The following is a 26,065-nucleotide window of genomic DNA, read 5'->3' as shown; positions in this document are numbered from 1 at the left end:
CATGAGCGAGAACGAGCACGAAGCCAAGATGGCGCGCCCGCGGATGGCCTCGGGCGCGCTCTTCTTTGATGGCCAGGGCCGCGTCATGCTCCTTGAGCCGACGTACAAGGACTACCGGGAGATCCCGGGGGGCTATGTCGAGACTGGCGAGTCTCCGCTGCAGGCGTGCATTCGGGAAGTCCGCGAGGAACTGGGCATCATGCCGGAGATCGGCCGTTTGCTCGCCGTGGACTGGGCTCCTAACCCGAACGAGGGCGACAAGGTCCTCTACATCTTCGACGGCGGTGTCCTACCGCCGGAGCTCGAAGAGCAGATCCAGCTACAGGAAACAGAGATCAGGGCGTACGAGTACCACCCGGTCTCTGCCGTGGCTGACCTCACCATCCCGCGACTCGCACGGCGGATCGGGGCGGCGGCCGACGCTCGAACGGTAGGCCGTGTGGCCTACCTGGAGCACGGGCATGACGTACGTGACGCCGGATGATCACTATCGAGGCCCTAAGCATCAGCTAGAAGGCGCCTGACCTGAGAGCCCTCGCCATTGAGTCGGGGGCTCTCACGCTTCCGAGGGCTCGGGAGTCACGCGGGCCTCCGGTCGCCTGGAGGCGGCATCGTGCGTTGCCTCCACCTTGCCCTAGGAATCGAACAAGAGATCTAATTGGGGTATGGATCGCCCCGACTTCCCCCATGACCTCCTGGAGGTCCAGACCGCTTGGTACCTCACCTACGGTCGGCTTGCCACGGCGCCGACGAACCAGGTGGCCCCCTACCGTCGGCGCCTGCTGGAGCTCTCTCGGCGCATCGCCGACCACCCGTACTGGCAGACCCCGCAGGGCACGCCCGCGGCCCGCGTGGCGCTGAAGGAGCAGGCGCGCGCAGCCGCCGTGCGCGGACGACGACCATGAGCCTCACCGCCCGCCAGGAGCGCATCGCCCGTAGCGCCCGCGAATGGCTCGCCGCGTACGGCGAGCCGCCCACCATGCGCGAGCTCGCCACCGCGGCCGGCCTCTCCTCCCCCTCCTCGGTCTCCTACCAGCTACGCCGGATGCGTGAGCAGGGCGTGCTGGTAGAGACCCGCGGCCGCAGGGCCCGCTGCCCGTACTGCGGCCGCTGACCGCAGCATTGCCTCGTCGGGTCCTACAGGGGCAGCAGGGTTTGACGGCCATCCTTCCCGAAGCCCTCTACCGAGCGCGGAGGCGAGACGCCACCCTCGGGGGATGGAGGATTTCGAGTTCGAGTGCTGGCGGTGCTTAGAGACCAACGTCATCCAGGGGCGCCCCAAGGGCTTCTGGAGCACAACGCACTACGAGCTGCCGGGCGAATTCGAGTGCTGGTCGTGCGGCGCCCTCAACACCACGCCCGACGACTGAGCGCCGGGTCAGCGATCGCCGGCGCGGCCGTTGTCCTCGTTGTCGGCGTACTCGGGCACCGCGCCGGTTCCATCGCACCGCTCGCACGGGATCGTGTACGTCTGGCCAGTCTCGGTGTCAGTGACCGTGACCTGTCCGTTCTGGCACGAGCCGCACGTCGGCACAACGACCGCCGTCTCCCTCTCCGCCAAGAGGCGCTCGGTCAGGTTCAACAGGCGCGTGTACCGCCCGTCCTCACGCAACGCGGGGATGTACTTCGGATCCACCCAGCCCATGACCGCCTCCGCTCGCCAAGGCCAGACTCCATCGTCACGCTCACCGCCGATGAACACCAGGGACAGAGCGGCACCTAACCGGCACAATGATCGCAAGATTTCAGGTGTTAATAGTGATTACATGCTGCCCTGCCCGTCACGTCTCAGCGTTGAAAGAGAGGGGGTTTTCAGGTGAATAGTGTGATGGCACTCACAGTCGCCAGTGCCGCCATGTCGAACGATTTTGCCGCGATTATGGCATCAAGCTACGGAGCGCTGCTCGTGCTTGGCTTTGTGGAGATGTTTGCCGGACTCTCCCATGTGCGAGAAAAGTCCAAGCGCTTGGATGATAAATACGCCGACTGCATCGAAAAAGCGTTTCTTTTGAATCAGGGCTGGATTGACCTCGATGATGAGGAAAAGAGGCATCTACGCAAGCAAGTAGACAGATATAACCATTTACGAGCTGCGTACCTTCCGGCCAGTGTCAACCTGAATGTTGTATGGGGTTTCATCGTCATAGTTCTCAGTGCAGGACTAGTGGCTATCGCAATTTGGGCGTCCAGAGCGAAGTTGCCGACTGCGGGAGCGCTGGCCAACGCCCTGGTAATTGGCTTCGTTGTAGCGGTGATATATCTCGTGGGAGCAGCCTTGCATCGAGTGGTTGCTGATAGGCAGGCTGCTCGTTTGGAGTGTTACTTCGAGTGGTCGGATAGGCTCGGCGTTCCCGCGCACGAGGTCCCGCGTACGCTTGTATATGGGTGGAGTTGGCCGGACGCAGAGGTTGGCATTCGCAATGAAAGGCCATACCTGTTCATCGTTGACTTATTTTCCCCGGTTGAACGTAAAATGAGGAGATATAGATACGACTAGTCATCCCGACTTGCTTTCGTGGCGGGGTGAAGCGGGTACTCTGCGAACCATCCACAGATGGTGGAAGCTGTTGCCGAGGCGGCGGGCCAGAGATCGCCAACTGGCGCCTTGCCTTCTGACGGTCCGCTCCTAACGGAGCCCTGGCCCTCGGTCAAGCCAATGGACGTCAGGGCAGGCGGCTTTCAGCCGTGAACAAGCTTGAGCCGATGCTTGCCTGTTTGGGCAGTCTTTTGCCCTCCACCTTGAACAGTTGTCGGAACGAGACCGAAAACGTAGTGGTTGAGGTCTTCGAGGGGAATGTTCATCTGTGTAGCGACATCGGCGGCTGACATGCCACGAGTGCGCAGTGCTTCGAAGACTTTGGCTAGCAATTGGCTGCTTTCGCGGACCATCGATGAACCGGGTTCACCGGTTCGGTAACCCATCTGTCCGAGCTGCTTCATGGTCTGCTGGTAGCGCCACTCTGACAACAGCTTCAGGGTGTGCAGTCGGTAGGTCAGAGCCATCGCAGAGACACCCCAACGGTTCTTAGCACTCAAAATGCGGTCGACCGAGGCATTATGTAGTTCCTGAGCCAGGATGCCTGCGCGCGGCATGAGGAAGGCGGAGGCAAAGGCATTGGCTTCAGGTTCCGACTCCCGACCTTGAGGGGTTCGATAGTCACTGTGCAGAGTGAGGTGCCCAAGTTCGTGGGCGGCATCGAAGCGGCCGCGCTCACCGGTTTTACGAGTATTCAGGAAAACGTACGGTGTTCCGTTCCGAGTGGTGGAGAAGGCATCCGCTTCCAGGCAGTCAGGGGCGAGCGAGAAAACGCGTACCCCGTTGGCCTCCAGTAGGTGGACCACGTTCGGCAGTGGCGCCTCGCCGAGCCCCCAAGTCGCCCGGACCTGCTCCGCGGCCTTCTCTGGAGGGAGGTGCGGGTAGGTGGGAACGTTCGGCAGAGGAAGCTTGAAGTGCTGCTCCAACCAGGCATTGAGTGTCGCGGCGATGGCTCCGGAGGTGAGGGCGCTGTCGCGTTCTACCGCGCTCATCTTCGATGGAGCGCGGAAGCTGACGGCGCCCGGCTGCATCTCCGGCGCCGGCGGGGCCTGGAAGAAGGAGACAGGGAAGTTCAGGGCAGAGGCCAGCGAGGAAAGCGTCGCGGTTGACGGCACCTTGCGATGGTTCTCGAATGCGGTGAGGCTCTGCGCGGAGATGCCAGCCTCACGGGCAAGCGCCGCTAGCGTCATGCGTCGGCGCTTCCGCGCTAGGACCAATCGCTCGGGGGTGAACACTTTCCTCAGCTCCCATTGCTTCGATGGCCTGGTCGCTTACTCCCCAACGAACTCCACCAGGACCTCGGGTCCCTCATCATCTCCCGGAGCGTCCCGAAGCGTGACATCGACACCGGGGTCGAGCGGCGGCATGTGGATGGGGAAGCGGACCTGCCATTCGTCGACGTACTTGCCGTTCATCTTCACCGGCAGAGACAGCTCCGCCTGAAGGACGCCGGCCTCACTGCGCTTGTACAGCAGGCACCACAGCGGCATGGTGTCCAGCTCCGCCCCGAACTCCAGCTCGTCCCGGGACATGAAGGCAAGCTGTTCGTTCGCCTTCACGAGTGCGGCCATCGCCCGGCCCTTCGGGTTCTTCGAGCGAACCCTCTTGGTCAGGTCGCCGACCCCGCCAGCAGCACTGATGGCGGTGATGGCGTGGCTCCCGGTGGGATGAACCACCCGAAGGATGCTGTCCCTCTGCGTCCGGTTCCAGCGCGGTCGCGGAGACATCCTTTCGGCGTCAGTCAGTTCCTCCGCGAGGTAGCGGTTGACCCTGCTCCAGAACATCATGCCGGGCATCCCCGGCGCGTCGAACCGGGTGCACTGGCGAGTGTCAGCGGCCGCCAGGTCCATCGCACCGATGAAGGTCTCATCGGAGACGTCAAGGTCTGTGAGCTGCTGCGGCTGAACGTGGTCCAAGGCTGCTCCTTCGGTGGGTTTCAAAAAACGTACCTGTTTCAAGGTGCGATTTTTGAAACCCACCGGATTATCGCACAGGTGTTCCCATCTGTCATCTGACTGAAAGGCGGGCCTCACCTGCGGTGTTGCTCCCGGTAAGGGTGTGAAGAGGTGTGAGTGGCTGCCGCCTGGGCGTAGAGAAAATACGTACATCGACGTAAGTCGTCTAGCGGTCCTGTGCCTGTGACCCCAGCAGCGGAGGGGCGGCGGTGGCACCAGCCAGGTCGATGGGGCCGGGCGGCCGTCCCGTCCGTCGTGATGCCCACCGCGGCGTCGCTGCGGCTCCGAGGCGAGGGGGCGCTGGCATACGGCCTCATGCCGACCGGGCTGGGGGCAATCTGGCGGCCGTGGGCCACCGACGGGCCAGACGGGCGCACGGGAGGTCGGTGGATCCTGTTCTGGCAGGTCAGGGCAGTGGGGCTGATCGTGAGCGGAGCGCTCTTGAAAACTGTCGTGGCGGCAACGTCACCGTGGGTTCAAATCCCACAGCCTCCGCCACAGGCCACAAAACTCCAGGCCACAAGGGGTGCCCGATGCGATCGGGCGCCCCTTTCGCGTTCGCTGGCGGTGGGTGGGCGGGGTCTGCGCAGTGGTGAGGTCGTGGGTCCCGGGGCGCGGGCAGTGGGGCATTAGCCGGGCGTTAGTGGAACGGCAGGTTGATCTTCGAGGGTGGGTGTTGTCCGGGAGCGAGACGAGAGATCAGAGCAACGGGAGAGCAGATGAACACCGCCATTTCCACCGCCACCAGCCGTTTCCGTGGTCGTGCCGGCCGCCGCGTCGCCGCCGCCGTCGTCGTTGCCGCGGCGCTGGGGCTGGGGATGACCGCCTGCGGGCAGGACACCGGGTCGAACGGGGGCGCCGAGTCCTCGGCCTCGGCTCAGGCCACGGGCGGGTCCTCCGCGGACAGCTCCTCGACGGGCAAGTCCGGTGCGCAGGGGCAGGGCGGGGGGAAGGCCGACGCGGCTGCGTCCGGGGGGAGCACCGCCGGGACCGACAGCAAGTCCGCGCCTGAAGGGGGCGGGGTGGCCAACGCGGGCAACCACAAGACGGTCGTCGGCAAGCTGGAGTACATGGCGCCCGGGAAGCTGATCGTCAAGCCCGAGGACGGCAGCATGGACCAGGCGTTCTTCGTGGCCAACGCCACCAAGGTCCTGGGCGCTGCCTCGATCTGCTCCGACGACCCCGACGGCGGCGTGTCCCTGGGCGAGGACGGTTACGGCACCGCGGAGTGCACGGTGGAGCAGCTGGAGAAGGCCGCCAAGACCGGCAGCGTGACCGTTCGCGTCACCATGAGCACCAAGTCCGGTGCCGCCGAGACGGTTGAGGAGAAGTACCACCCGTAAGCCCACCCGCCTGTGGGCACGTGGCTTTGGGGTCCGTACCGGCGTAGAGAGCGGTTTCGGGTGGTGTGTGCACGACCCTGTGTGGGTCAATGCGGACGTTTGAGGGGGAGGGCTCACGCTTGCGGGGGAATCGGTGGGCTTAGCCGATTCGGGCTACGCCACTTGGGCAGTTCTGGGTCGCGACGTCGTAACGCAACAGACCCGGGGGGGTCGGCCAACCACCCAGGGATTGCCCGTTCCAAGTGGTTCCGCAGGAGGAAAAGATCATGGCAAGCATCCGTGCCGCTCGTACCATCGCCACCGTTGCCGCTCTGCCGCTCGCGGCGGCCCTGTTCGCCGGGGTCGCGTACGCGGACAACGGTTCGTTCGCGTCGGACGGGTCGGGAGCGGTGTCGTCGAGCCAGGAAGGCTCGGGCGTCGGGCACGACAACAACGGCAACTCCACCAGCACCCAGCAGGTCGCCAATGGCGACGGGGCGTCCAACCAGAACAACACCGCGAGCGTGAACGGGTCCGGTTTCACGCACATCGACCAGTCCAACGCCACGGTGAACTTCACCAACCTGTGGTGAACCCTCTGATGACCCCTCGGGAGCCCCGCCGGGCCACCTGAGGACGACGGCGGCCGGCCCTGGGGAGAGCCGGCCGCCCGTGTCGTACGTGTATTGACAGCGAGCGGTTTCTGACGGACAGTCAGAAACCGCTCGCTGGTGTGTGCAGAGGGATCTGTGCGCTTTCGCATGTGCGCTTTCGCTTGTGCGATGAGTGCGGTGAGGGTGGTGGGCGGGGCGTCTGTTCGAGTGTTCGCTGTTCGGTTGCCCGCTGTCCGGTTGTTGTCCGTCCGTCTCTGATGGAGGCCGTCGACGTGCACCTTGCTCCTACGCCGCGGCAGCGGCAGCTACGGACGCGGCTGCGGGAGTACTTCCGGGAGCTGCTCCCGGGCGGCGCGGTCGAGGATCCGCAGGAACAGCGCGCGATCCTGAAGCGGATCGGGGCCGACGGGCTGCTCGGGCTCGGCTGGCCGGAGGAGTACGGGGGCCAGGGGCGCGGCCCCGACGAGCAGTTCGTCTTCTTCGACGAGGCGTACCGGGCCGGCGCGCCGGTCTCGATGGTCACGCTGAACACCGTCGGGCCGACGCTGATGAAGTACGGCAGCGCGGAGCAGAAGGAGTTCTTCCTGCCGCGGATCCTGAGTGGGGAGATCGTCTTCGCGATCGGGTACAGCGAGCCGGAGGCCGGTACGGATCTGGCCGCGCTGCGCACGCGTGCGGTGCGGGGTAGCGGGGCCGCCGGGCGGGATGCGGCAGTGGGCGGCGCGTGGGTGATCGACGGGGTGAAGGTTTTCACCAGCAACGCGCAACAGGCCGACTGGATCTGGCTGGCCTGCCGTACGGATCCGGAGGCGCCCAAGCACAAGGGGATATCGATTCTGCTGGTGCCGACGGACGCGCCGGGGTTCTCGTGGACGCCCATACGGACGGTGGGCGGGCTGGTCACGACGACGACGTACTACGACGGCATACGGGTGCCGGCCGGGAATCTGGTGGGCGAGGAGAACTGCGGCTGGGGCCTGATCACCAACCAGCTCAACCACGAGCGGGTGGCGCTGGCCGCCATCGGCATGCAGGCCGAGGACTGTTACGAGGCGGCGCTCGCGTACGCGCGTACGTCGGATCCGCACACCGGTGAGCGGCCCGCCGACCGCCCTTGGGTGCGGACGCGGCTCGCGGAGGCGCACGCCCGGCTCGCGGCGACGCGGCTGCTCAACTGGCGGCTGGTGGGCGATGTCGGCGCGGGGGCGTTGAGTCCCGGCGACGCGAGCGGGGTGAAGTTCGCGGGCACCGAGAGCGCGGTGGAGGTCTACCGGCTGTGCCAGGAGGCGGTCGGGGAAGCGGCGCTCGTACGGGCCGGGTCACCGGGGGCCTTCGGGGCCGGAACCGCGGCCGAGGGCGAGCTGGAGCGGATGAACCGTGCCGCGCAGATCAACACCTTCGGGGGCGGCGTCAGCGAAGTGCAGCGGGAGATCGTGGCGACGATGCGGCTCGGGATGCGGAGGGGGCGCCGGTGAGCGGGATGAGGAGTGGGGCGGAGAGGGTGGCGGCGAGTGGGGTGGAGAGGGGAACGGCGAGCGGGGGCGCGACGGGGACGGTGGGGCGTGCGGGGGCCGGGGGCGTCGGGGAGGTGGACATCGGCGTGCGGCTGAAGGCGTTCGTGGGGCGGGCCGCCGCGACGGCCGGGGTCGGCAAGGACCGGGTCAACCTGCCGATGATCCGGCACTGGTGCGAGGCGGTCGGCGACACCAGCCCGGCCTACACCGGAGACGCGGCCATCGCCCCGCCCACCATGCTCCAGGCCTGGACGATGGGCGGGCTCTCCGGGCATGCGGACAGGTCGGGCGCGCACGATGAGCTGTTCGCGCTGCTGGACGGTGCCGGGTACACCGCGGTGGTCGCCACCGACTGCGAGCAGGAGTACCTGCGACCGCTGCGGCCCGGTGACGAGATCACCTTTGACGCGGTGATCGAGGCGGTGTCGGACCGCAAGACGACGAAGCTGGGGACCGGCTACTTCGTCACGACGCGGATGGACATCCGAGTGGGGGACGAGCTCGCCGGTACGCATCGCTTCCGCATCCTGAAGTACGCGCCTGGGGCGAGGGAGTCTGCCGGGAAGGGGCCTGCCGGGAAGGGGCCTGCCGGGAAGGGGTCCACCTCGAAGGAGCCCGTCTCGAAGGAGTCGGCCTCGAACGGGTCCGCTTCGAATGGGTCCGCCTCGGAGGAGTCCGGCCCGGCGGCGTCTGCCTCGGAGGAGCCGGGCCCGCGGCGGCCCCGGCCCGTGATCAACCGGGACAACGCCGGGTTCTGGGCCGGGGTGGCGGAGCGCCGGCTGCTGATCCAGCGGTGCGGTGGCTGCGGCCGGCTGCGTTTTCCCTGGCTGCCGGGGTGCAACGCCTGTGGGGCGCAGGAGTGGGACACCGTCGAGGCGAGCGGCGACGGCACCGTCTTCTCGTACGTGGTGATGCACCACCCGCCGTTCCCCGCCTTCGACCCGCCGTACGCGGTCGCGGTGATCGAGCTGGCCGAAGGGGTGCGGATGGTGAGCGACGTGGTGGGCGTGGCACACGACGAGGTCCGCGTCGGGATGCCGGTACGACTGGAGTTCCAGCAGGTGGACGAGGAGCTTGTGCTGCCGGTGTTCCGCGCCGCCGGGCGGACTTCCGGGGCGGTGGGCTGACATGGACTTCACGCCCACCGAGGAACAGCGTGCCGCCGCCGGGCTGGCCGCGGAGATCTTCGAGGACCTGGCGACCCATGAGCGGATGAGCGCGCTGGGCAGTGCGACGGACACCGAGCTGTGGGCCGCGCTGTGCGATGCCGGGCTGGTGGGCGCCGTCGCCGAGACCGGGCTGCTCGGGCTCGTTCTGCTGCTGGAGGAGCAGGGACGGCGGACGGCACAGGTGCCGCTGGCAGCGACCGCGGTGTACGGATCGCTGCCGGTCGCGGCGCACGGCAGCGCGGAGCAGCGCGAACGGCTGCTGCCCGCGCTCGCGGCAGGGACGGCCGTGGCCACCGGTGCGTTCCCGGGGCGGAGCCGGGGGCGCGTGCGCGCCGACTCCGAGGGGCGGCTGAGCGGAGTGCTGCCGGTGGTGCCCTGGCTGCGCGACGCCACGCACGTGCTGGTTCCCGCGTACGCGCCGGAGGCCGCCGGGTGGCGGCTGTGGCTGGTCCAGGCGACCGGCCCGGGGGCCGTACGGGAGCCGGTGGAGACGACCGCGCCCTGGTCGGCGGGGCGGCTCACGCTGACGGAAGCGCCGGGCGAGCCGCTTGACGCCGCGCCGGACGCGTACGGGGAGGGGCTCGGCCCCAGGCCCGCCGCGGGACCGGGCCCGTACGAGCAGCACGCGAAGCCCGCCGTAGAGCCGGACCCGTACGACGACGTGCTCGCGTGCGCTCGGACGGCGTTCGCGGGGCTGCAAGCGGGGGTGTGCGCCGGGTCGCTCGCGCGGGCGGTGGCGCACACCAACACCCGCGAGCAGTTCGGCCGGCCGCTCTCGACCCATCAGGGCGTCATGCTGCGGGCCGCCGACGCGCACATGGACACCGAGGCGATCCGGGTCACCGCGTACGAAGCGGCCTGGCGGCGGGACGAGGGAATGGAGGCGCGCCCGTACGCGCTGACCGCCGCGTGGTGGGCGGCCGAGGCCGGCCGGCGGGTCGTCCACGCGGGCCAGCACCTGCACGGCGGCACCGGCGCCGACCTCGACCACCCGGTCCACCGCCACTTCCTGTGGGGCCGGCAACTGGCCGCCCACCTCGGCGGCGGCGCCGAGCTGCTGGAGGAGCTCGGAGAATTGCTGACGGGAGCGGGGACTTCGTGAACCTGAACCAGGAGACCGGAAGCGCAGAAGGCGCCCCGGGCGACCGGGTGTCGAGCGGCGACGCGCACGCACCAACGCCGGTACGCCCAGGCGCCGAACTCCCGCCCCTCACCGTCCCCATCACCCGCACCCTCATCGTGGCCGGTGCGCTCGCCTCGCGGGATTACCAGGACGTGCATCACGATGCCGAGGCGGCCAGGGAGAAGGGCTCGCCGGACATCTTCATGAACATCCTCACCACGAACGGGTTGGTCGGCCGGTACATCACCGACCACTTCGGACCGCGGTGCGCGCTCCGGAAGGTGGCGATCCGGCTGGGCGCGCCCAACTATCCGGGAGACACGATGGTGTTGCGGGGGACGGTCGGCGAGGTGGCGGACGGTACCGCCGTCGTACGCGTGACCGGCGAGAACGGGCTGGGCCACCACGTCACCGGTACGGTCACCGTCACCCTCGACGGCGGGTCCGCCCTCGATGGTGGGTCTGCCTTCGGCGGTGGGTCCGCCCTCGGCGGCGGGTCCGCCCTCGGCGGCGGGTCCGCCCTCAATGGTGGGTCTGCCTTCGGCGGCGGATCCGTCCCCGATGGTGGGTCCGCCCCCGACGGTGGGGCCGCCGTATGAGCGTACGGAGTGCGGACAGCCTCGGTGGGCGTGCCGCGATCGCCGGAATCGGCGCCACGGAGTTCTCCAAGGATTCCGGCCGCAGCGAGCTGAAGCTGGCGGTCGACGCGGTGCGGGCCGCGCTGGACGATGCCGGGCTGCGGCCGGAGGACGTGGACGGGCTGGTCACGTTCACGATGGACACCAGCCCGGAGATCACCGTCGCGCAGGCGGCGGGCATCGGTGACCTGTCGTTCTTCTCGCGCGTGCACTACGGGGGCGGCGCGGCGTGCGCGACGGTCCAGCAGGCCGCGATGGCGGTGGCGACCGGCGTCGCGGAGGTGGTGGTCTGCTACCGCGCGTTCAACGAGCGCTCGGGCCGCCGCTTCGGGTCCGGCGTACAGCAGCGCGAGGCGTCCGCCGAGGGGGCGGCGCTGGGCTGGAACCTCCCGTTCGGGCTGCTCACGCCCGCCTCCTGGGTGGCCATGGCGGCGCAGCGGTACCTGCATGTGTACGGGCTGAAGCCGGAGGCGTTCGGGCACGTGGCGGTCGCCGGCCGGCGGCACGCGGCCCGTAACCCCGCCGCGTACTTCCACGGCAAGCCGATCACGCTCGCCGACCACGCCGCCTCGCGCTGGATCGTCGAGCCGCTGCGGCTGCTGGACTGCTGCCAGGAGACCGACGGCGGCCAGGCGATTGTGGTGACCTCCGCCGAGCGCGCCCGTGACCTGCGGTGTCCACCCGCCGTGATCAACGCGGCGGCACAGGGCGCGGGCCGCGCGCAGGAGCAGATGACGAGCTACTACCGGGACGACCTGACCGGGCTGCCGGAAATGGGAGTGGTGGCCCGGCAGTTGTGGCGGAGCAGCGGGCTGACGCCGGGCGAGATCGACGTGGGGATCCTGTACGACCACTTCACGCCGTTCGTGCTGATGCAGCTGGAGGAGTTCGGGTTCTGCGCGCCGGGGGAGGCGGCCGGGTTCGTGGCGGCGGACGCGCTGCCCCTCAATACGCACGGCGGGCAGCTCGGCGAGGCGTACCTGCACGGGATGAACGGCATCGCGGAGGGGGTCCGGCAGATCCGTGGCACGTCCGTGAACCAGGTGCCGGGCGCGTCCCGCGTCCTGGTCACGGCAGGTACGGGGGTACCCACCTCGGGCCTCGTGCTCGGCGCGGACGGGACCTGAGGGGGCATGAGGCGACCTTGACGGGACCTGACGGGGCCTGCGGCACCTGACGGGTGGCCGGCACCCTCCGGGGCCTGACCGAGCCTCCCCGGCCCGGGCCGGGAAACGGCAGCGCCCCACACCGGATCCCCGCCCGCCGCACCTCGGGCCCGGCATCCGGCTGAACCGGCGGTGCTGCTGGCGTGTCCGTCACGGGGTGTCGCGGCGGGGCCTTTTGACTCGCCGTATGAGATGGACAAAATCGGCAAAACATATCGCCTTGCTGGCTCTGGTGCCCGCCGTCGGACTGATCGTCGCTTTGGCGGCGCTGCTCCCGTCCTGGCTCGCCCCGTCCTCCACCTCCGGCGGTGACCGGCCGCCGGCGGCTCCCGGGGCCGACCGGGGCGAGGCCGAGGCCGCCCCGGCCGCCGCCGACGATGCCGCCGCGTCCCGCCGCAGGGTGGCCCCGACGGCCGCCGCCAAGGCACCGGCGGCCGGTCCTTACCTCTACAAGGGCTTCGGGCTCGACACCTGCGAGGCCCCGGCGGTCAGCTCGTTGCGGGCCTGGAACAGCACCCGCTACCGGGCCATCGGCGTCTACTTCGCCGGCCACGGGCGCGCCTGTCCCAAGCAGCACAACCTCAGCCCCCAGTGGTTCCAGGGCGCGAAGGCGGCCGGCTGGCGAGTGCTGCCGGTCTATCTCGGCGGCCAGGCGCCGTGTGTGAAGAACAAGCACAAGCGGCGGTACGCCATCGGCGCCGACCCGTTCAAGGAGGGCACGACCGAGGCCAGGGTGGCGGTGAAGCGCGCGCAGGCGTACGGGATCATGCCGCGCAGCCCGATCTACCTGGACATCGAGGCGTACGACCTGAAGAACCAGTCCTGCAAGGCGACCACGCTGACCTTCGTCCGCTCCTGGAGCCGCGAGGTACGCCGCTTCGGCTACATCGCGGGCTTCTACAGCAGCGCGAACTCCGGCGTGCGGCACCTGGCGTCGGCGCGCGCGAAGGGGTACACCGACCTGCCGTCGGTCATGTGGTTCGCGCGCTGGCGCGTCCCGCCGTCGGCGTACGGCGAGAAGTGGCTGCCGGCGGCGGCCTGGCACCCGAACCGCCGCATCCACCAGTACGCGGGCCACGTGCTGGAGACGCACGGCGGCCGCAAGCTGCGGATCGACCGCAACTGGGTGGACGCGCCGGTCGCGGTGATCCGGTGACCGTCCGCGAGCGGACCGGCTCCGCGCGGCCCCTGCGGACAGACCCCGGCCGACCCCGGCGGGCGGCGCATGACCGACCCCGGCGGGCGGACCCTGACCCGGGCGCGCCCGCGCTCCGTCCTGAGGAGGTGGGGCCTGCCCCACGCGTACAACCTGAGGCGGAGGCGGCTTCGGCACCTTGGACCGATCCCCGGCCGGGTCCGCGCTTCTAGCGTGGAAGACATGACCACGCCAGTGTGCAAGGGCGCCTCGACCGCCGCGGTGGCCCCGCCGCCGTCGCCGCTCCCGACGCCCTCGTCGCGCCCCTCCCGCACGTCGTTCCCGTCCTTCGCGGCGTACGTACGGGACCGGGGTCCGGCGCTGCTGCGTGCCGCCCGCTCGCTCAGCGCCAACCCCAACGACGCGGAGGACCTCCTCCAGACCGCGCTGGCCAAGACCTTCGTGGCCTGGGAGCGGATCGAGGACCACCGGGCGCTGGACGGCTACGTGCGGCGGGCGCTGGTGAACACCCGTACCTCGCAGTGGCGCAAGCGGAAGATAGAGGAGTACGCCTGCGACGAGCTGCCCGAGCCGGGCCTCGTGCCGTCCGCCGACCCCGCGGAGCGGCAGGTGCTGCGGGACGCGATGTGGCGTGCGGTGCTCAGGCTGCCCGACCGGCAGCGCGCCATGGTCGTCCTGCGGTACTACGAGGACCTGAGCGAGGCGCAGACCGCCGAGGTGATGGAGGTGTCCGTCGGCACGGTCAAGAGCGCCGTCTCCCGCGCGCTGGCCAAGCTGCGGGAGGACCCGGACCTGGCCCGGGCGTCCTGAGCACACCGGCCGCGACGGACAGGTCCCCGAGCGGATCCGAGCGGGCTATGGGCGGACTGGGAAACCGGGCTCGGACCGGACTCCGACCGGGCTCCCGGGCGCAATTCCGCACGTCAGCCCGGCAGCATCGGCACGGCCGACGGGACGGCCACCGGACGCCCACCGCGACGCCCAACCGGACACCCACCGGAACGCCCACCGTGACGGGTGACACGCCTGATTTTCTCGCGCGGTAGTGACATACCGCCTGGTACGGCAGCAGAATCAGCGGAAATCTACTCGCCCGTAACCGGTCTTCGGGAGGCCCCGGTGCTGAGCACGATGCAGGACGTACCGCTGACAGTGACCCGCATCCTCGCGCACGGCGCCACCGTGCACGGCGAGGCCGAGGTGATCACCTGGACCGGGGAGGGCGAGCCGCACCGCCAGACCTTCCGGGAGACCGGACTGCGCGCCGCGCGGCTGGCCCACGCCCTCCGCGACGAGCTGGGCGTACGCGGGGACGCACGGGTCGCCACCCTCATGTGGAACAACAGCGTCCACTTGGAGGCGTACCTCGCGATCCCCGCCATGGGCGCGGTCCTCCACACCCTGAACCTCCGGCTGCCCGCCGAGCAGCTCGTCTGGATCGTCAACCACGCCGACGACCGGGTCGTGCTGGTCAACGGCTCGCTGCTGCCGCTGCTCGCCCCGCTCCTCCCGCAGCTGCCCGGCCTGGAGCACATCGTCGTCGCGGGCCCCGGCGACCGCTCCGTCCTGGCGGGCACCACCGCGCGGGTGCACGACTACGAGGAGCTGCTGGCCGGCCGTCCGGAGACGTACGACTGGCCCGAGGCCGACGAGCGGCAGGCCGCCGCACTCTGCTACACCTCCGGCACCACCGGCGACCCCAAGGGCGTGGTCTACAGCCACCGCTCGCTCTACCTGCACTCGATGCACGTCAACTCCGCCGAGGCGTTCGCGCTGAACGGCCGCGACATCGCGCTCCCGGTCGTCCCCATGTTCCACGTCAACGCCTGGGGCCTGCCGCACGCCGCCTTCATGGCGGGTGCCTCGCTGCTGATGCCGGACCGGTTCCTCCAGCCGGCCCCGCTCGCCGAGATGATCGAGACCGTACGGCCCACCATCGGTGCCGCGGTGCCCACCATCTGGCAGGGGCTCCTCGCCGAGCTGGACTCCAGAAGGGAAGCGGGCACCATCACGGGGGCGTCCAGCCTGGCCACGGTGATCATCGGCGGCTCGGCCTGCCCGCCCACCCTGATGAAGGCCTTCGAGGACCGGCACGGCATCCGAGTCGTGCACGCCTGGGGCATGACCGAGACCTCGCCCCTGGGCAGCGTCGCGCACCCGCCGGCCGGCGTGACCGGCGAGGAGGAGTGGGGCTACCGCTGTACGCAGGGCCGCTTCCCGGCCTCCGTCGAGGCACGGCTGGCGGGCCCCGGCGGCGAGTACCTGCCCTGGGACGGCGAGTCGGCCGGCGAGCTGGAGGTGCGCGGGCCGTGGATCGCGGGCGCGTACTACGGCGGCGCGGACGGCGAGCACTTCCGCCCCGATGACAAGTTCAGCCCGGACGGCTGGCTGCGCACCGGCGACGTCGGCACGATCACGCCCGACGGCTACCTCACCCTCACCGACCGCGCCAAGGACGTCATCAAGTCGGGCGGCGAGTGGATCTCCTCGGTCGACCTGGAGAACCACCTGATGGCCCACCCGGACGTCGCCGAGGCGGCCGTGGTCGCCGTACCGGACGAGAAATGGGGCGAACGTCCGCTGGCCACCGTCGTCCTGAAGGAGGGCGCCACGACCGGCTACGAGGACCTGAAGGAATTCCTCGCCGGCCGCATCGCCCGCTGGCAGCTCCCCGAACGCTGGGCGGTCATCCCGGCCGTACCGAAGACGAGCGTGGGGAAATTCGACAAAAAGGTGCTGCGGAAGCAGTACGCGGACGGCGGGCTGGACGTCACACGGCTGGGCTGAGCGGGGGAGCGGTACGTCCGGGAGCGGGCTTCCCGGACGTACCGCGACCCGGCCGGGCCGCCGCGGGGCGCGACCCGGCGACGGCCCGGTGCGGCGACAGCGGCACGGTTCAGCGGCGGCCGCGGTGGGGGAGGAAGCGGCCGGCGGTGAGCCAGACGAGGGCCAGGGCGCAGACGCCGGGCCAGTGCCAGTGGGTGAAGACCGGGCCGGTCAGGGCGGAGGCGAGGGCGCCGGCGAAGAAGGCCGCGACCATGTAGGCGGTGTTGGCCGTGGCGGGCGAGCCGGTGGCGGTCAGCGCGCGGGTCTGGTTGGCGACCTGGCCGCAGACCAGGCCGGCGTGGATCAGTACGGCCGCCAGGCACAGCGCCCACAGCTGGTGTCCGCCCAGCCAGAAGAACGGTACGGAGGCCAGCGTGAGCCCGTAGGCGGCAGACACCACGCGGTCGTTGCCGAAGCGGTCGATCAGCCCGCCGGCCAGCGGCGACACCATCGCCGAGACCAGCCCGAAGAGGCCGAACAGACCGGCGGTCGCGGTCGAGAAGTGGTACGGCGCGCCGGTCAGCAGCAGCACGACCGCCGTCCACAGCGCGCTCCACACGCCGAACAGGCCGCCCTGGCGCAGGCAGGCCCGCCGCAGATCGGCGGAGGAGAGCAGCATCCCGGGCACCTGGGCGACGCCCCGGCCGATCCGGGACAGCAGCCCGCCGGAGACCTCGCGCCGCTCGGGCGGCAGCAGCGCGGCGGTCACCGAGCCGATCAGCGCGGTGAGTACGGCCGAGCCGAGCAGGACGGCGCGCCAGCCGTACGCCTGGCCGGCCAGCCCGCCCACGACCCGGGCCGCGACGACGCCGGTGAACAGGCCCGCGACGACGGCCGCGACGTGCAGGCCGCGGCGCGCGGCCGGGGCCCGCTCGGCGACCAGCGGCACCAGCAGCTGCGGGATGACGGTCGTGGCGCCCGCGACCAGCAGCGCGGCTCCCAGCGCCGGCAGGCCGGGGGCGAACCCGGCGACGGCCATCGCGACGGCGGTGACGGCGGAGAGCACGCCGACCAGGCGGCGCCGGTTCGCGGTGTCGCCGAGCGGTGCGAAGGACAACAGGCCGAGCGCGTAGCCCAGTTGGGAGAGCGCGGTGATCCAGCTGACGCCGGCGGCCGGTACGCCGAAGCCGCGGGCGATCAGGCCGAGGAGCGGCGCGGCGAGGTAGATGTTGGCGACCGTCACCGCGGTGCACAGGGAGATGACGGCGAGGAGCAGGGCGGGCGGCGGGCCGCCGCGGCCCGACGGCGCCGCGGCGGCGCGTCCGGCCGGCGAAACGGTGGGCGAAGCGGCGGGCGCGCTGTCGGGCCGTGGGGCGTCGAGCGGGGCGTCGAGCGAGGCGTCGAGGGGTGTGGCGGCGGACGCGGCGGGCGCGGGCGGTGTGGTGGGCATGCTGGCGGTGGCTTCCTCCCCGATAGCAACGAGAGCAACCAACTGGTTGGTTGTAAGTTTCGGTACGTGTGCCGGTCGTGTCAACCAAACAGTTGGTTACGCTGATTCCATGACAGGGACCAGGGACCCCGCGGCGACCAAGGCCCGCATCTTCGAAGCGGCGGCCGCCGAGTTCGCCGCGTACGGCATCGCGGGCGCCCGCATCGACCGGATCGCCCGCGAGGCCAAGGCCAACAAGCAGCTCATCTATGCCTACTTCGGCAACAAGAGCGAGCTGTTCGCGCAGGTCCTGGAGCAGCGGCTGGTCGACCACGCCCGCAACATGCCGGTGGACGCCGACGACCCGGACGCCTGGGTCGACCGGCTGCTGGAGTACCACGACACCCACCCGCAACTGCTGCGGCTGCTGATGTGGGAGGGGCTGGAGTACGGCACCGGCGCCATCCCGCGCGAGGACGAGCGCACCGCGCACTGGGACCGAAAGGCCGAGGTCTTCGCCGACGCCCAGCGCCGGGGCGTCATCGGGGCCGCCCTGCCGCCCCGCGACCTGGCGTTCATCCTGCTCGGCGTGGCGGCCTGGTACACGGCCATGCCGCAGATGCGGCGCATCCTGGTCGGCGACACGGACGAGGCCAGGGCCCGGCTGCGCGAGTCGATCCGGACGACGGTACGGCGGATCATCAGCAAGCCGTAGCGGCCGCCGGACCGCCGCGGACCGGCCGCCGGTGACCGCGTTCGCGTCAGCCCCCGTCAGCCAGCGTCAGCCCGCCCCGGTCCCCGTCAGTTCGTGCCGATCTTGGCCAGCAGGTCGACGATACGGGCCTGTACGTCCGGGCTGGTGGACCGCTCGGCGAGGAACAGCACCGTCTCGCCCGAGGCCAGCCGCGGGAGTTGGGCGGGGTCCATGTCGGCGGCGGTGTAGACGACCAGCGGGGTGCGGTTCAGCAGCCCGTTCGCGCGCAGCCAGTCCACGATCCCGGCCCGCCGGCGGCGCACCTGCATCAGGTCCATCACCACGAGGTTGGGCCGGACCTGGGTGGCCAGGCTGACCGCGTCCGCGTCCGTCGCGGCCCGCGCGACCTGCATGCCGCGCCGCTCCAGCGAGGCGGTGAGCGCGCCCGCGACGGCGTCGTTCTCCTCGATCAGCAGCACCCGCGGCGGGTGCTGCTCGCTGTCGCGCGGCGCGAGCGCCTTGAGCAGTACGGCCGGGTCGGCACCGTACGCCGCCTCCCGGGTCGCCTGGCCCAGCCCGGCAGTCACCAGGACGGGCACCTCGGCGGCGCCCGCGGCCTGGCGCAGCGACTGCAGCGCCTTGCGGGTGATCGGCCCGGTGAGCGGGTCGACGAAGAGCGCGGCCGGATACGCCGCGATCTGCGCGTCCACCTCCTCGCGGGAGTTGACGATCACCGGGCGGTAGCCGCGGTCGCTCAGCGCCTGCTGGGTCGAGGCGTCCGGTGCGGGCCACACCAGGAGCCGGCGCGGATTGTCCAGCGGCTCGGGCGGCAGCTCGTCGTCCATGGGCGGCGGCTGGTGGTCGACGACCTCTATGGCGCCGTTCGGGCCGTCCAGCGGCTCCGGGCCCTCCTGGCCCTCGTCCGGCGCGGAGATCGCGAACGCGCGGCCCTCGGTGGACTCCATCAGCGGCGGCTGCGCCTGCGGCTGCGTGCCTTGCGTGCCCTGCGGGGCGCGGGTGGCGGGCACCATCTCCGAGCCCGTACCGCGTTCGCCCTCCTGCGGCGGTGCGGCGAGCTTCCGGCGGCGGCCGGAACCGGCGCTGCCGGCGCCGCCGAGGGTGCCGCCACCGCTGGTGGCGTTCGGGTCGCCGGCACCGGTGCCCTGACCGCCCCCGGCGGGCTGACCGTGGCGGGCCTGCTGCCCGGGCATGCCCTGCTGTCCGCCCTGCTGACCTGGGTGACCGTTCGGCTGGTGCTGGTCGGCGATCTGCTGGGAGAAGGGGACGCCCTGGCCGAGCGTGCGCACGCTGAACGCGCGGCCGTGCGACTGCCCGGCCGCCGGGCCCGCCTCCTCCTCCGGAGCGGGCAGGGGGCGGCGCCCCGCGCCCTGCTGACCGGGCAGCTGCTCACCCGGCGCCGACCGGCGCGGACCCGGTACGGAGGCGGCCTGCGGCCCGGCGCCCGGCCGGCCGTCGCCGGTGGCCTCGCCCTGCGGCCCGCCCTCGGACGGCCGCCCGTGCTGCGCCTGCTGACCCTGGCTCTCCTGGCCGTGCGCTTCCTGGCCGTGCGGTCCGGTTGCCTCCGCCGGGCTGGGGCGGCCACGGCGGCGGCCCGTCGGCGCGGGGGCCGGTGAGGCGGGGGCCGCAGGGGTGTCCTCGGGGTGGGTGACCTGACCCTCGGCGCCCACCACGAACGTGCCGCTGGACTCGGAGTCGGCCATCGCGGCAGCCGCCCGCTCCTCGGCGGCGGCGCGCCGCGCCCGGCGCCTGCCGGTCGGTGCGTCCCACTCGCCGCCGGTGGCCGGACCGGTACCGGCGCCGGCAGCGGCGGGCAGCGCGCCACCGGGCACGGCGGAGCCGTCGGGTGTGCCTTCGGGGGCCTCTTCGGGAGCGGCCCGACGGGCGCGGCGCCTGCCGGTCCCCGCGGGCACCGCGTTCCCGGGCCCGGCTGCCTGGGCGGGGAGCTGCGCTCCGGGCACCTGCTCCCCGGCCGCCCGCGGATCGGTGGTCTGCCCACCGGCCGCCTGTGCGCTGTTCGGCTGCGCGCCCGGGGCCTGCGCGCCCGGGGCGGGCAGCGCGGGCCGCGGCTGCTGCGCGCCGGGCCGCGGCCGGTCCGGGGCCTGTGCGGTGTTCCGGTCGGCGGCGGCGGGCGGCAGCGCGAAGGGCGTACGCGGGCCCTGCTGCGCGGCGGGCGCGGCCGGGGCGCCACCGGCGTGCGCGGGGCTGAGCCCGGCGGGGCCCTGACCACCGGGCTGCTGTGCCCGGCCGCCGTCCCGGCCGCTCGGTGCCCGGCCGGGGCCGCCGTGCGGCTGTCCCGGGCCGGGGCGGCCCGGGCCCGCGGCCGGGGTCAGCGCGCTCGCGGCCGACTGCGAAGGCTGCTGCCCGGCGCCCTGCGGCGCGTCCGGAACCCGGCCCGGGGCCTGCGCCGGCGGCACCTGGTCGGGCAGGGAGCGCCCGGCGGTGTCGGAAAGCGCCCGGCGCGCCCGGCGCCCGCCCGACGTCTGACCCTGCTGCTCGCCGGCGGAACCGGCCGCAGCGGGCAGCGCGGGCAGTCCGCCGCCCGAGGACTCCGCCTCGGGCCGGCCCCGCCGCCGGCCGCCCGGCGGCACGGCCTCCGCGCCCGCCAGGCCCGTACCGGCGGTGCCGTCGCCGGCGCCGCGGCCGTCCGTACCGGCGCCAGTAGTGCCGTCCGCAGGGGTGTTGGGGCCCCGGCCCCCGGAAGTCCGGTCACCCGGCTGCCCGGGCACCGGCGTGCCCGCCGTCGCCTCGGCGCCGTTCGTGCCGCCGCGGGCCCGTCGGCGTCCGCCCCCGGCCGTACCGCCGTCCGTGCCGCCGGCCGGCATCGCGGTCCCGGCGCCGCCGGACGCGGGCATCTCGGTCGTTCCGTCGGCGCCGGCCGCCTGCTGTCCGGCCGGTACGGGCGAGCCGTCCGCCTTGACCGGCACCTCCAGCACGTACGCGCTGCCGCCCGCGCCGCCCGGCACCTCGTGCGTCTGCAGCACGCCGCCGTGCAGCCGGACGATGCCGCGCACGATCGGGCCGTGCACCGGGTCGCCGCCGCTGTACGGGCCGCGCACCTCGATGCGGACGACCGCACCGCGCTTGGCCGCCGCGACCACGATCGTGGAGTCCCCGGCCGGAGCCACGCCCGAGGCGGTGTTGCCGGTGGAGTCCACGCCCGCGACGTCGGCGATCAGGTGCGAGAGCGCCTGCGCCAGCCGCGCCGCGTCCACCTCGGCCTCGATCGGCGGGGCGTGCACCGCGAACTGCGCGCGTCCCGGGCCGATCAGCTCGACCGCGCCCTCGACGCCGGCGGCGACCACCGCGTCCAGCGAGACCTCGGTCCGCTGGAGCTTGTCCGTTCCCGCGTCGAGCTGCTGGTAGCTCAGGACGTTGTCCACCAGCGTCGTCATCCGGCTGTACCCGGCGGAGAGGTGGTGCAGGACCTGGTTGGCCTCCGGCCAGAGCTGGCCGGCCGGGTCGGACGCCAGCGTGCCCAGCTCGCCGCGGAGCTCCTCCAGCGGGCCGCGCAGCGAGCGGTCCAGTACCGCGAGCAGCTGGCTCTGGCGGGCGGCCAGCGCGTCCATCGGGCGCCGGTCGGTGAAGGTCATGACGGCTCCGACGAGCTGGTCGCCGTCGCGGACCGGCGCGGTCGTCAGGTCGACGGAGACCGCGCGCCCGTCCTTGGCCCACAGCACCTGTGCGCGGACCCGGTGCTTGCGGCCGGACTTGAGCGTGTCGGCGAGCGGGGTCTCCGCCCAGGGGAGGGGGGTGCCGTCGGCGCGCGAGTGGTGGATGAGCGGGTGCAGTTCCTTGCCGCCCAGCTCGCTGGCGCGGTAGCCGAGGATCTGCGCGGCGGAGGGGTTGACGAGGACGACCTTGCCCTCCGCGTCCACGCCGACCACGCCCTCGGCTGCGGCGCGCAGGATCATCTCCGTCTGGCGCTGCTGCCGGGCCAGTTCGCTCTCGATGTCCAGCTGCCCGGAGAGGTCGCGGACGACGAGCATCAGCAGCTCGTCGCCGGTGTAGCTCGTGCGGTGGTCCGCGTACGCCGCCTCGAAGGAGGATTCGTACGGGGTGCGGCCGTCCTCCAGGTTGGCGCTGGTCACCTCGACCAGCATCTCCGTACCGTCCGTGCGCCGCGCGACCATCCGGGTCGGCTTCTGCCGGCCGCCCTCGTGCGCGGTGTCGTCGGGGCGCCGCATGGAGCCGGGGATGCGCTTGGAGTCGAACGTCGGGAGCAGGTCCAGCAGGCCGCGGCCCACCAGGGCCGTGCCCGGCGCCTCGAACGTCTCCAGGGCGATGGTGTTGGCGTTGACGACCGTGCCGTTGCAGTTGACGAGCAACAGCGCGTCGGGCAAGGCGTCGAGTATGGCTGCGAGGCGAGCAGCGCCTCGGGATGGCCTGCTGCTCACGACGACGCTTCCTCCCTGATGACCGCATCTTGCCGACACCCCACCGGGGCGGGTGACTGAAACCCACTGTGGCGTGTCACTGAAAGGGAGTCTACGGGCACCGGCCGGGGACGCGGAGGCGGATGACGGGGAGGTAATGCCACGGCCCCGTGCGACTCGGCGCACGCCCGACATGTGCCCCGCGTCCTGATCTGGCGCCCTACTTGGGCACGAAACCCGGCCGGACTTCGCGGGAAGCGGACGCCGGCCTTCCGGCGCTCCCGACTCCGCTTCCCGCCTCTGACGTCGCCTTCCGGCCTTCTCGACGAGGCTCCTTACGCGCCGGCGGCGGGCAGCAGGGGGACGAGCTTGTCCCAGCGGCCGATCTCACAGCCGTTGTCCCGCTTGAAGGTGGCGTCGACCGGGCGCCCGGCCCAGCGGCCGGTGACGTGCGCGGTGGCGGGGCCGCCGTACTGCATCGTGCAGGCCGTGCCCGGGTCCACCGGCGCGAAGGGGTCCTTGCCCCACCGCGTCACCTTGTCCAGCGTCCGGCACGCCTGCTCCGCCTTGGGGTGGTCGCCGCCGGTGGGGTGGCACTTCAGTACGTGGGTGCCGTCGAGCCCGGCGCTGCCGGACCCGGTGACGGTCACCTTGAGCTGATCGCCGCCCTTGGCCAGCGGGATCGGCGCCTGCCGGACCTGCTCCGAGGGGGTGACGGCGCCGGCCGTCGGCGCGGTGAGGGCCGGCGCGAGGGCGCAGGCGGCGGCGGACAGGGCGAGAACGGCGATACGGCGCAGCGCCATCGGACTCTCCAGGCGTGGGGGTGGGACCGGGGACGGCGGGGGACCGGGACGGTTCCCCCACCCCTGTTAACGCTCCACCCCTCCGTACGTTGCGCAACCGCACGACTCCGCTGCGTACCGCCCCCTCCCGCGGCCCCCTCCGGGCGTTTCCCGCCCGAAGTGCTTTGCTCAGCGGCCCGCGCGCCTAGTACCGTGGACCTCGATTGGTGACAGCACGCTGAGCTGTGCCATCATCTGCACACACCACTTCGCGTTCGCGCGGGGTGGCGTTGCGTGGAGGCGTCGCCTAGTCCGGTCTATGGCGCCGCACTGCTAATGCGGTTTGGGTCTTAAAGCCCATCGAGGGTTCAAATCCCTCCGCCTCCGCCAGCACGAAGCCCCGGCTAGCAGGTCGGGGCTTCGTCGTTGTCCGGGGTGTCGCGCGATGCCTGCTCAGGAGCTGTTTTTGCAGGTCAAGAGCGGTATGGGAAACGGATTTCGCGCACCGGCGCAGGTCATGTAATGTTGTTCCTGCAACGTCGACCGGTGGTGAGCACCGCCGGGAAGCCGAGCGCTCGTAGCTTAACGGATAGAGCATCTGACTACGGATCAGAAGGTTGCAGGTTCGAATCCTGCCGAGCGCACAGCGTGACGAAACCCCCGCCGGTTCCCCCGGACGGGGGTTTTCTCATGACGGGACGTGTGGGCCGGCGAGAGCCCCGGACCGGCGCCCGGAGCGAGCTCCCGCGCAGGTCATGTAAAGTGGTCCCGCAACGCCGACCGGTGGTGGACACCGCCGGAGAGCCGAGCGCTCGTAGCTTAACGGATAGAGCATCTGACTACGGATCAGAAGGTTGCAGGTTCGAATCCTGCCGAGCGCACAGCAACGCGAAGGCCCCGTCGAGAGATCGACGGGGCCTTCGGCGTTCCGGGCCGGCGTGGGTGTCAGTGGCGCCGGTGGATGGCGAGGTCCGTGCGGTCCGGGGCCAGGTCGGCGCGGAGGACCAGATCCTCGTCGTAGTCGCCGCCGTTCTGGGTGCGGTACGGGAGCGGCGGGGTGGTGGCGAGGGTGCGGAGCCGCTCACGGAGGCCGGCTGCGGCCTCGGCGTACTGGTCCGGGGAGAAGCGGTTGGCCGCGGGGACCAGGAGCGGGGGCAGCACGGACATGCCGCTGTACCAGAAGGTGCCGTGCTGGAGGGGGAAGAGCACGGATTCCAGGCTGCCGTTGATGCCGCGGGGGCCGAGGGAGGGCTCGAAGGCGCCGGCGGTGAGGACGACCATGGCGCGCTTGCCGGCCAGGCGGCCTTCTCCGTAGCGCAGGGTGCGGCCCTGCCCGTCGGTGACGCCGTATCCGAAGCCCTTCACGAAGACGCGGTCGAACCAGCCCTTGAGGATCGCGGGCATGCCGTACCACCAGAGCGGGAACTGCACGATCACCGCGTCTGCCCAGTCGAGTTTCTCCTGCTCGGCGGCGATGTCGGGAGCCAGCCGCCCGCTCTCGTACGCCTGCTGGGAGCTGCGGGCGACATCGAGCCGTTCGGTGCGGTCGTGGTCGAAGTCCTCGGCGTCGACGACCGGGTTCCACTTCATCGCGTACAGGTCGGAGACGCGCACCTCGTGGCCCGCGGCCTCCAGTGCGCGGATGCCCTCGTCCTTCAGGGCGCCGTTGAGGGAGCGGGACTCGGGGTGGGCGTAGAGCCAGAAAACCTTCATGAACACGATCGTGCGGCGATGGGCGGCCAGAAACGAGTGGCCTGATGGCCAGGGTGTGCAAGGATCGGGCCATGAGCGCTTTTGCGAGCGGGCGGCACCGGGTCGCCGTACTGGTGCGGCACGGCATGCTGCCGATCGAGCTGGGCATCGTCCACCGCGTCTTCGGGCAGGCGAAAACGGCCGCGGGCGAACCGCTGTACGAGGTGGTGACCTGCGCCGTGGAGCCCGGCGCCGTGCGGACGGACGCGGACTTCACGATCAATGTGGCGCACGGCCCGGAGGCGCTGTCCGAGGCGCAGACCGTGGTCGTGCCCGCCGCGCACGAGGACTACACGCCGGAGGAGGGGCGGCTCGACCCGCCGCTCGCCGCCGCGCTGGACCGGATCCGGCCGGGTACCCGGGTGGCCTCGATCTGTACGGGTGCCTTCGTGCTGGCGGCGGCGGGCCTGCTGGAGGGGCGGCGGGCCACCACCCACTGGCGGTCCACGGACGACTTCCGGCGGCTGTTCCCGGGCGTCTGCCTGGACCCGGAGGTGCTCTACACCGAGGACGGCCACGTGCTGACCTCGGCGGGCGTGGCCTCGGGGGTGGACCTGTGCCTGCACATGGTGCGCAGCGACTTCGGCTCGGGCGTGGCCAACGAGGTGGCGCGGAGCACGGTCGTACCGCCGCACCGGGAGGGCGGCCAGGCCCAGTACATCCAGCGGCCGGTGCCCAGCCGGCAGTTCGCCACGACGGGCGCGGCCCGGGCCTGGGCCCTGGAGCATCTGCACCGGCCGCTGACCCTGCGCGAGCTGGCCGCGCGCGAGTCGATGAGCGTACGGACCTTCACCCGGCGCTTCCGCGAGGAGTCCGGGCTCTCGCCGCTCCAGTGGCTCACCCAGCAGCGCATCGAGCGGGCCCGGCAGCTGCTGGAGGACACCGACCTCCCGGTGGACCGGGTGGCGGCCGACGCCGGATTCGGCACCGCCGCGTCGCTGCGGCAGCATCTCCAGGTGGCGCTGGGCGTCTCGCCGAGCCAGTACCGCAGTACTTTCAGGGGACCCGGCACGGCGGACGAGCGGACGGAACGGGCCGTGTCCGCGGTGTGAGAG

The 26,065-nt window shown here is 71.6% G+C and carries 23 protein-coding genes, 3 tRNA genes and 1 pseudogene; 20 read left to right on the top strand and 7 right to left on the bottom strand.

What is annotated here, in order from left to right:
• Position 1 precedes the first annotated feature (1 nt).
• The 4 genes from ACZ6WH_RS20765 to ACZ6WH_RS20750 all read left to right on the top strand — a co-directional run bounded on the left by ACZ6WH_RS20765 (position 2) and on the right by ACZ6WH_RS20750 (position 1,370).
• Complete coding sequence (locus ACZ6WH_RS20765) at positions 2–484, top strand: NUDIX domain-containing protein (protein WP_469729841.1); 483 nt, start codon at positions 2–4, stop codon at positions 482–484.
• A 181-nt stretch (positions 485–665) separates the two neighbouring features.
• A complete protein-coding gene (locus ACZ6WH_RS20760) occupies positions 666–905 on the top strand; it encodes a hypothetical protein (RefSeq protein ID WP_363259262.1) in 240 nt (79 codons plus the stop codon).
• Positions 902–1,114: a LexA family protein gene (locus ACZ6WH_RS20755; RefSeq protein WP_469729840.1), complete on the top strand. Its 213-nt coding sequence runs from the start codon at positions 902–904 to the stop codon at positions 1,112–1,114. The genes ACZ6WH_RS20760 and ACZ6WH_RS20755 overlap by 4 nt, the downstream gene beginning before the upstream one ends.
• A gap of 103 nt (positions 1,115–1,217) precedes the next feature.
• Positions 1,218–1,370, top strand: coding sequence for a hypothetical protein (locus ACZ6WH_RS20750; protein ID WP_157847675.1), 153 nt, complete (start codon positions 1,218–1,220; stop codon positions 1,368–1,370).
• Positions 1,371–1,378: 8 nt separating this feature from the next.
• Here the strand turns inward: ACZ6WH_RS20750 and ACZ6WH_RS20745 are convergent, their stop codons facing one another.
• On the bottom strand, positions 1,379–1,645 hold the full coding sequence (locus ACZ6WH_RS20745) for a hypothetical protein (RefSeq protein WP_469729839.1): 267 nt from the start codon (positions 1,643–1,645) through the stop codon (positions 1,379–1,381).
• Between the two features lie 183 nt (positions 1,646–1,828).
• Here ACZ6WH_RS20745 and ACZ6WH_RS20740 point away from each other — a divergent pair, with 183 nt between their 5' ends.
• Entirely contained in the window at positions 1,829–2,497 is a 669-nt protein-coding gene (locus ACZ6WH_RS20740; RefSeq protein WP_469729838.1) for a hypothetical protein, read from the top strand.
• Between the two features lie 182 nt (positions 2,498–2,679).
• On the opposite strand, the gene ACZ6WH_RS20735 is transcribed toward ACZ6WH_RS20740, so the two are convergent.
• Both ACZ6WH_RS20735 and ACZ6WH_RS20730 read right to left on the bottom strand, forming a co-directional pair.
• Positions 2,680–3,771 (bottom strand): helix-turn-helix domain-containing protein, encoded by a 1,092-nt coding sequence (locus ACZ6WH_RS20735; RefSeq protein ID WP_469729837.1) that lies wholly within the window; start codon positions 3,769–3,771, stop codon positions 2,680–2,682.
• Positions 3,772–3,807: 36 nt separating this feature from the next.
• Complete coding sequence (locus tag ACZ6WH_RS20730) at positions 3,808–4,452, bottom strand: hypothetical protein (RefSeq protein ID WP_469729836.1); 645 nt, start codon at positions 4,450–4,452, stop codon at positions 3,808–3,810.
• A gap of 758 nt (positions 4,453–5,210) precedes the next feature.
• Here ACZ6WH_RS20730 and ACZ6WH_RS20725 point away from each other — a divergent pair.
• From ACZ6WH_RS20725 to ACZ6WH_RS20680, 10 genes and pseudogenes are all read left to right on the top strand, one after another.
• Complete coding sequence (locus ACZ6WH_RS20725; RefSeq protein ID WP_469729835.1) at positions 5,211–5,834, top strand: hypothetical protein; 624 nt, start codon at positions 5,211–5,213, stop codon at positions 5,832–5,834.
• Between the two features lie 266 nt (positions 5,835–6,100).
• Positions 6,101–6,406: a hypothetical protein gene (locus ACZ6WH_RS20720; protein ID WP_361553078.1), complete on the top strand. Its 306-nt coding sequence runs from the start codon at positions 6,101–6,103 to the stop codon at positions 6,404–6,406.
• 293 nt (positions 6,407–6,699) lie between these two features.
• On the top strand, positions 6,700–7,902 hold the full coding sequence (locus ACZ6WH_RS20715) for an acyl-CoA dehydrogenase family protein (RefSeq protein WP_469729834.1): 1,203 nt from the start codon (positions 6,700–6,702) through the stop codon (positions 7,900–7,902).
• Between the two features lie 113 nt (positions 7,903–8,015).
• On the top strand, positions 8,016–9,068 hold the full coding sequence (locus ACZ6WH_RS20710) for a bifunctional MaoC family dehydratase N-terminal/OB-fold nucleic acid binding domain-containing protein (protein ID WP_469729833.1): 1,053 nt from the start codon (positions 8,016–8,018) through the stop codon (positions 9,066–9,068).
• Between the two features lies 1 nt (position 9,069).
• Positions 9,070–10,212 (top strand): acyl-CoA dehydrogenase family protein, encoded by a 1,143-nt coding sequence (locus ACZ6WH_RS20705; protein WP_469729832.1) that lies wholly within the window; start codon positions 9,070–9,072, stop codon positions 10,210–10,212.
• A 47-nt stretch (positions 10,213–10,259) separates the two neighbouring features.
• A pseudogene (locus ACZ6WH_RS20700) lies at positions 10,260–10,682 on the top strand (MaoC family dehydratase); the annotation flags it as partial.
• Between the two features lie 146 nt (positions 10,683–10,828).
• The gene (locus tag ACZ6WH_RS20695) at positions 10,829–11,998 is read left to right on the top strand and encodes a lipid-transfer protein (RefSeq protein WP_469729831.1); all 1,170 of its coding nucleotides are present in this window, start codon (positions 10,829–10,831) and stop codon (positions 11,996–11,998) included.
• 259 nt (positions 11,999–12,257) lie between these two features.
• Complete coding sequence (locus tag ACZ6WH_RS20690; RefSeq protein WP_469729830.1) at positions 12,258–13,193, top strand: DUF1906 domain-containing protein; 936 nt, start codon at positions 12,258–12,260, stop codon at positions 13,191–13,193.
• 222 nt (positions 13,194–13,415) lie between these two features.
• Entirely contained in the window at positions 13,416–14,003 is a 588-nt protein-coding gene (locus tag ACZ6WH_RS20685; RefSeq protein ID WP_399714545.1) for a SigE family RNA polymerase sigma factor, read from the top strand.
• Positions 14,004–14,312: 309 nt separating this feature from the next.
• The gene (locus ACZ6WH_RS20680) at positions 14,313–15,980 is read left to right on the top strand and encodes a long-chain fatty acid--CoA ligase (RefSeq protein ID WP_469729829.1); all 1,668 of its coding nucleotides are present in this window, start codon (positions 14,313–14,315) and stop codon (positions 15,978–15,980) included.
• Between the two features lie 109 nt (positions 15,981–16,089).
• Here the strand turns inward: ACZ6WH_RS20680 and ACZ6WH_RS20675 are convergent, their stop codons facing one another.
• Positions 16,090–17,409: an MFS transporter gene (locus tag ACZ6WH_RS20675; protein ID WP_469729828.1), complete on the bottom strand. Its 1,320-nt coding sequence runs from the start codon at positions 17,407–17,409 to the stop codon at positions 16,090–16,092.
• Between the two features lie 109 nt (positions 17,410–17,518).
• Between ACZ6WH_RS20675 and ACZ6WH_RS20670 the strand changes: the two genes are divergently transcribed.
• The gene (locus tag ACZ6WH_RS20670) at positions 17,519–18,103 is read left to right on the top strand and encodes a TetR/AcrR family transcriptional regulator (RefSeq protein ID WP_361553053.1); all 585 of its coding nucleotides are present in this window, start codon (positions 17,519–17,521) and stop codon (positions 18,101–18,103) included.
• An 86-nt stretch (positions 18,104–18,189) separates the two neighbouring features.
• Here the strand turns inward: ACZ6WH_RS20670 and ACZ6WH_RS20665 are convergent, their stop codons facing one another.
• Together ACZ6WH_RS20665 and ACZ6WH_RS20660 are read right to left on the bottom strand one after the other, a co-directional pair.
• Positions 18,190–22,497, bottom strand: coding sequence for a PAS domain-containing protein (locus ACZ6WH_RS20665; RefSeq protein WP_469729827.1), 4,308 nt, complete (start codon positions 22,495–22,497; stop codon positions 18,190–18,192).
• Positions 22,498–22,811: 314 nt separating this feature from the next.
• A complete protein-coding gene (locus tag ACZ6WH_RS20660) occupies positions 22,812–23,279 on the bottom strand; it encodes an SSI family serine proteinase inhibitor (RefSeq protein WP_469729826.1) in 468 nt (155 codons plus the stop codon).
• 275 nt (positions 23,280–23,554) lie between these two features.
• On the opposite strand from ACZ6WH_RS20660, the gene ACZ6WH_RS20655 reads away from it, so the two are divergent.
• From ACZ6WH_RS20655 to ACZ6WH_RS20645, 3 genes are all read left to right on the top strand, one after another.
• A tRNA-Ser gene (locus ACZ6WH_RS20655) sits at positions 23,555–23,648 on the top strand.
• A 181-nt stretch (positions 23,649–23,829) separates the two neighbouring features.
• Positions 23,830–23,902 (top strand) — tRNA-Arg (locus ACZ6WH_RS20650).
• A gap of 164 nt (positions 23,903–24,066) precedes the next feature.
• A tRNA-Arg gene (locus tag ACZ6WH_RS20645) sits at positions 24,067–24,139 on the top strand.
• Positions 24,140–24,203: 64 nt separating this feature from the next.
• Here ACZ6WH_RS20645 and ACZ6WH_RS20640 read toward each other — a convergent pair.
• On the bottom strand, positions 24,204–24,971 hold the full coding sequence (locus ACZ6WH_RS20640; protein WP_432857117.1) for an NAD(P)H-dependent oxidoreductase: 768 nt from the start codon (positions 24,969–24,971) through the stop codon (positions 24,204–24,206).
• A 44-nt stretch (positions 24,972–25,015) separates the two neighbouring features.
• On the opposite strand from ACZ6WH_RS20640, the gene ACZ6WH_RS20635 reads away from it, so the two are divergent.
• Positions 25,016–26,062 carry a GlxA family transcriptional regulator gene (locus ACZ6WH_RS20635; protein ID WP_469729825.1) on the top strand — a complete coding sequence of 349 codons (1,047 nt, stop codon included), beginning with the start codon at positions 25,016–25,018 and terminating at the stop codon, positions 26,060–26,062.
• The last annotated feature ends 3 nt before the right edge of the window (positions 26,063–26,065 follow it).

Source organism: Streptomyces sp. NPDC050806 (assembly GCF_055586425.1).
Note: the sequence above shows the minus strand (reverse complement) of the source record. Positions and strands in the feature narration are given on the sequence as shown.

Coding starts and splice junctions, on each gene's coding strand:
- ACZ6WH_RS20670 (WP_361553053.1), top strand. CDS start 17,519: ATGACAGGGACCAGGGACCCCGCGGCGACCAAGGCCCGCATCTTCGAA.
- ACZ6WH_RS20705 (WP_469729832.1), top strand. CDS start 9,070: ATGGACTTCACGCCCACCGAGGAACAGCGTGCCGCCGCCGGGCTGGCC.
- ACZ6WH_RS20745 (WP_469729839.1), bottom strand. CDS start 1,645: ATGGGCTGGGTGGATCCGAAGTACATCCCCGCGTTGCGTGAGGACGGG.
- ACZ6WH_RS20675 (WP_469729828.1), bottom strand. CDS start 17,409: ATGCCCACCACACCGCCCGCGCCCGCCGCGTCCGCCGCCACACCCCTC.
- ACZ6WH_RS20685 (WP_399714545.1), top strand. CDS start 13,416: ATGACCACGCCAGTGTGCAAGGGCGCCTCGACCGCCGCGGTGGCCCCG.
- ACZ6WH_RS20760 (WP_363259262.1), top strand. CDS start 666: ATGGATCGCCCCGACTTCCCCCATGACCTCCTGGAGGTCCAGACCGCT.
- ACZ6WH_RS20720 (WP_361553078.1), top strand. CDS start 6,101: ATGGCAAGCATCCGTGCCGCTCGTACCATCGCCACCGTTGCCGCTCTG.
- ACZ6WH_RS20725 (WP_469729835.1), top strand. CDS start 5,211: ATGAACACCGCCATTTCCACCGCCACCAGCCGTTTCCGTGGTCGTGCC.
- ACZ6WH_RS20740 (WP_469729838.1), top strand. CDS start 1,829: ATGGCACTCACAGTCGCCAGTGCCGCCATGTCGAACGATTTTGCCGCG.
- ACZ6WH_RS20750 (WP_157847675.1), top strand. CDS start 1,218: ATGGAGGATTTCGAGTTCGAGTGCTGGCGGTGCTTAGAGACCAACGTC.
- ACZ6WH_RS20765 (WP_469729841.1), top strand. CDS start 2: ATGAGCGAGAACGAGCACGAAGCCAAGATGGCGCGCCCGCGGATGGCC.
- ACZ6WH_RS20635 (WP_469729825.1), top strand. CDS start 25,016: ATGGCCAGGGTGTGCAAGGATCGGGCCATGAGCGCTTTTGCGAGCGGG.
- ACZ6WH_RS20640 (WP_432857117.1), bottom strand. CDS start 24,971: ATGAAGGTTTTCTGGCTCTACGCCCACCCCGAGTCCCGCTCCCTCAAC.
- ACZ6WH_RS20660 (WP_469729826.1), bottom strand. CDS start 23,279: ATGGCGCTGCGCCGTATCGCCGTTCTCGCCCTGTCCGCCGCCGCCTGC.
- ACZ6WH_RS20755 (WP_469729840.1), top strand. CDS start 902: ATGAGCCTCACCGCCCGCCAGGAGCGCATCGCCCGTAGCGCCCGCGAA.
- ACZ6WH_RS20695 (WP_469729831.1), top strand. CDS start 10,829: ATGAGCGTACGGAGTGCGGACAGCCTCGGTGGGCGTGCCGCGATCGCC.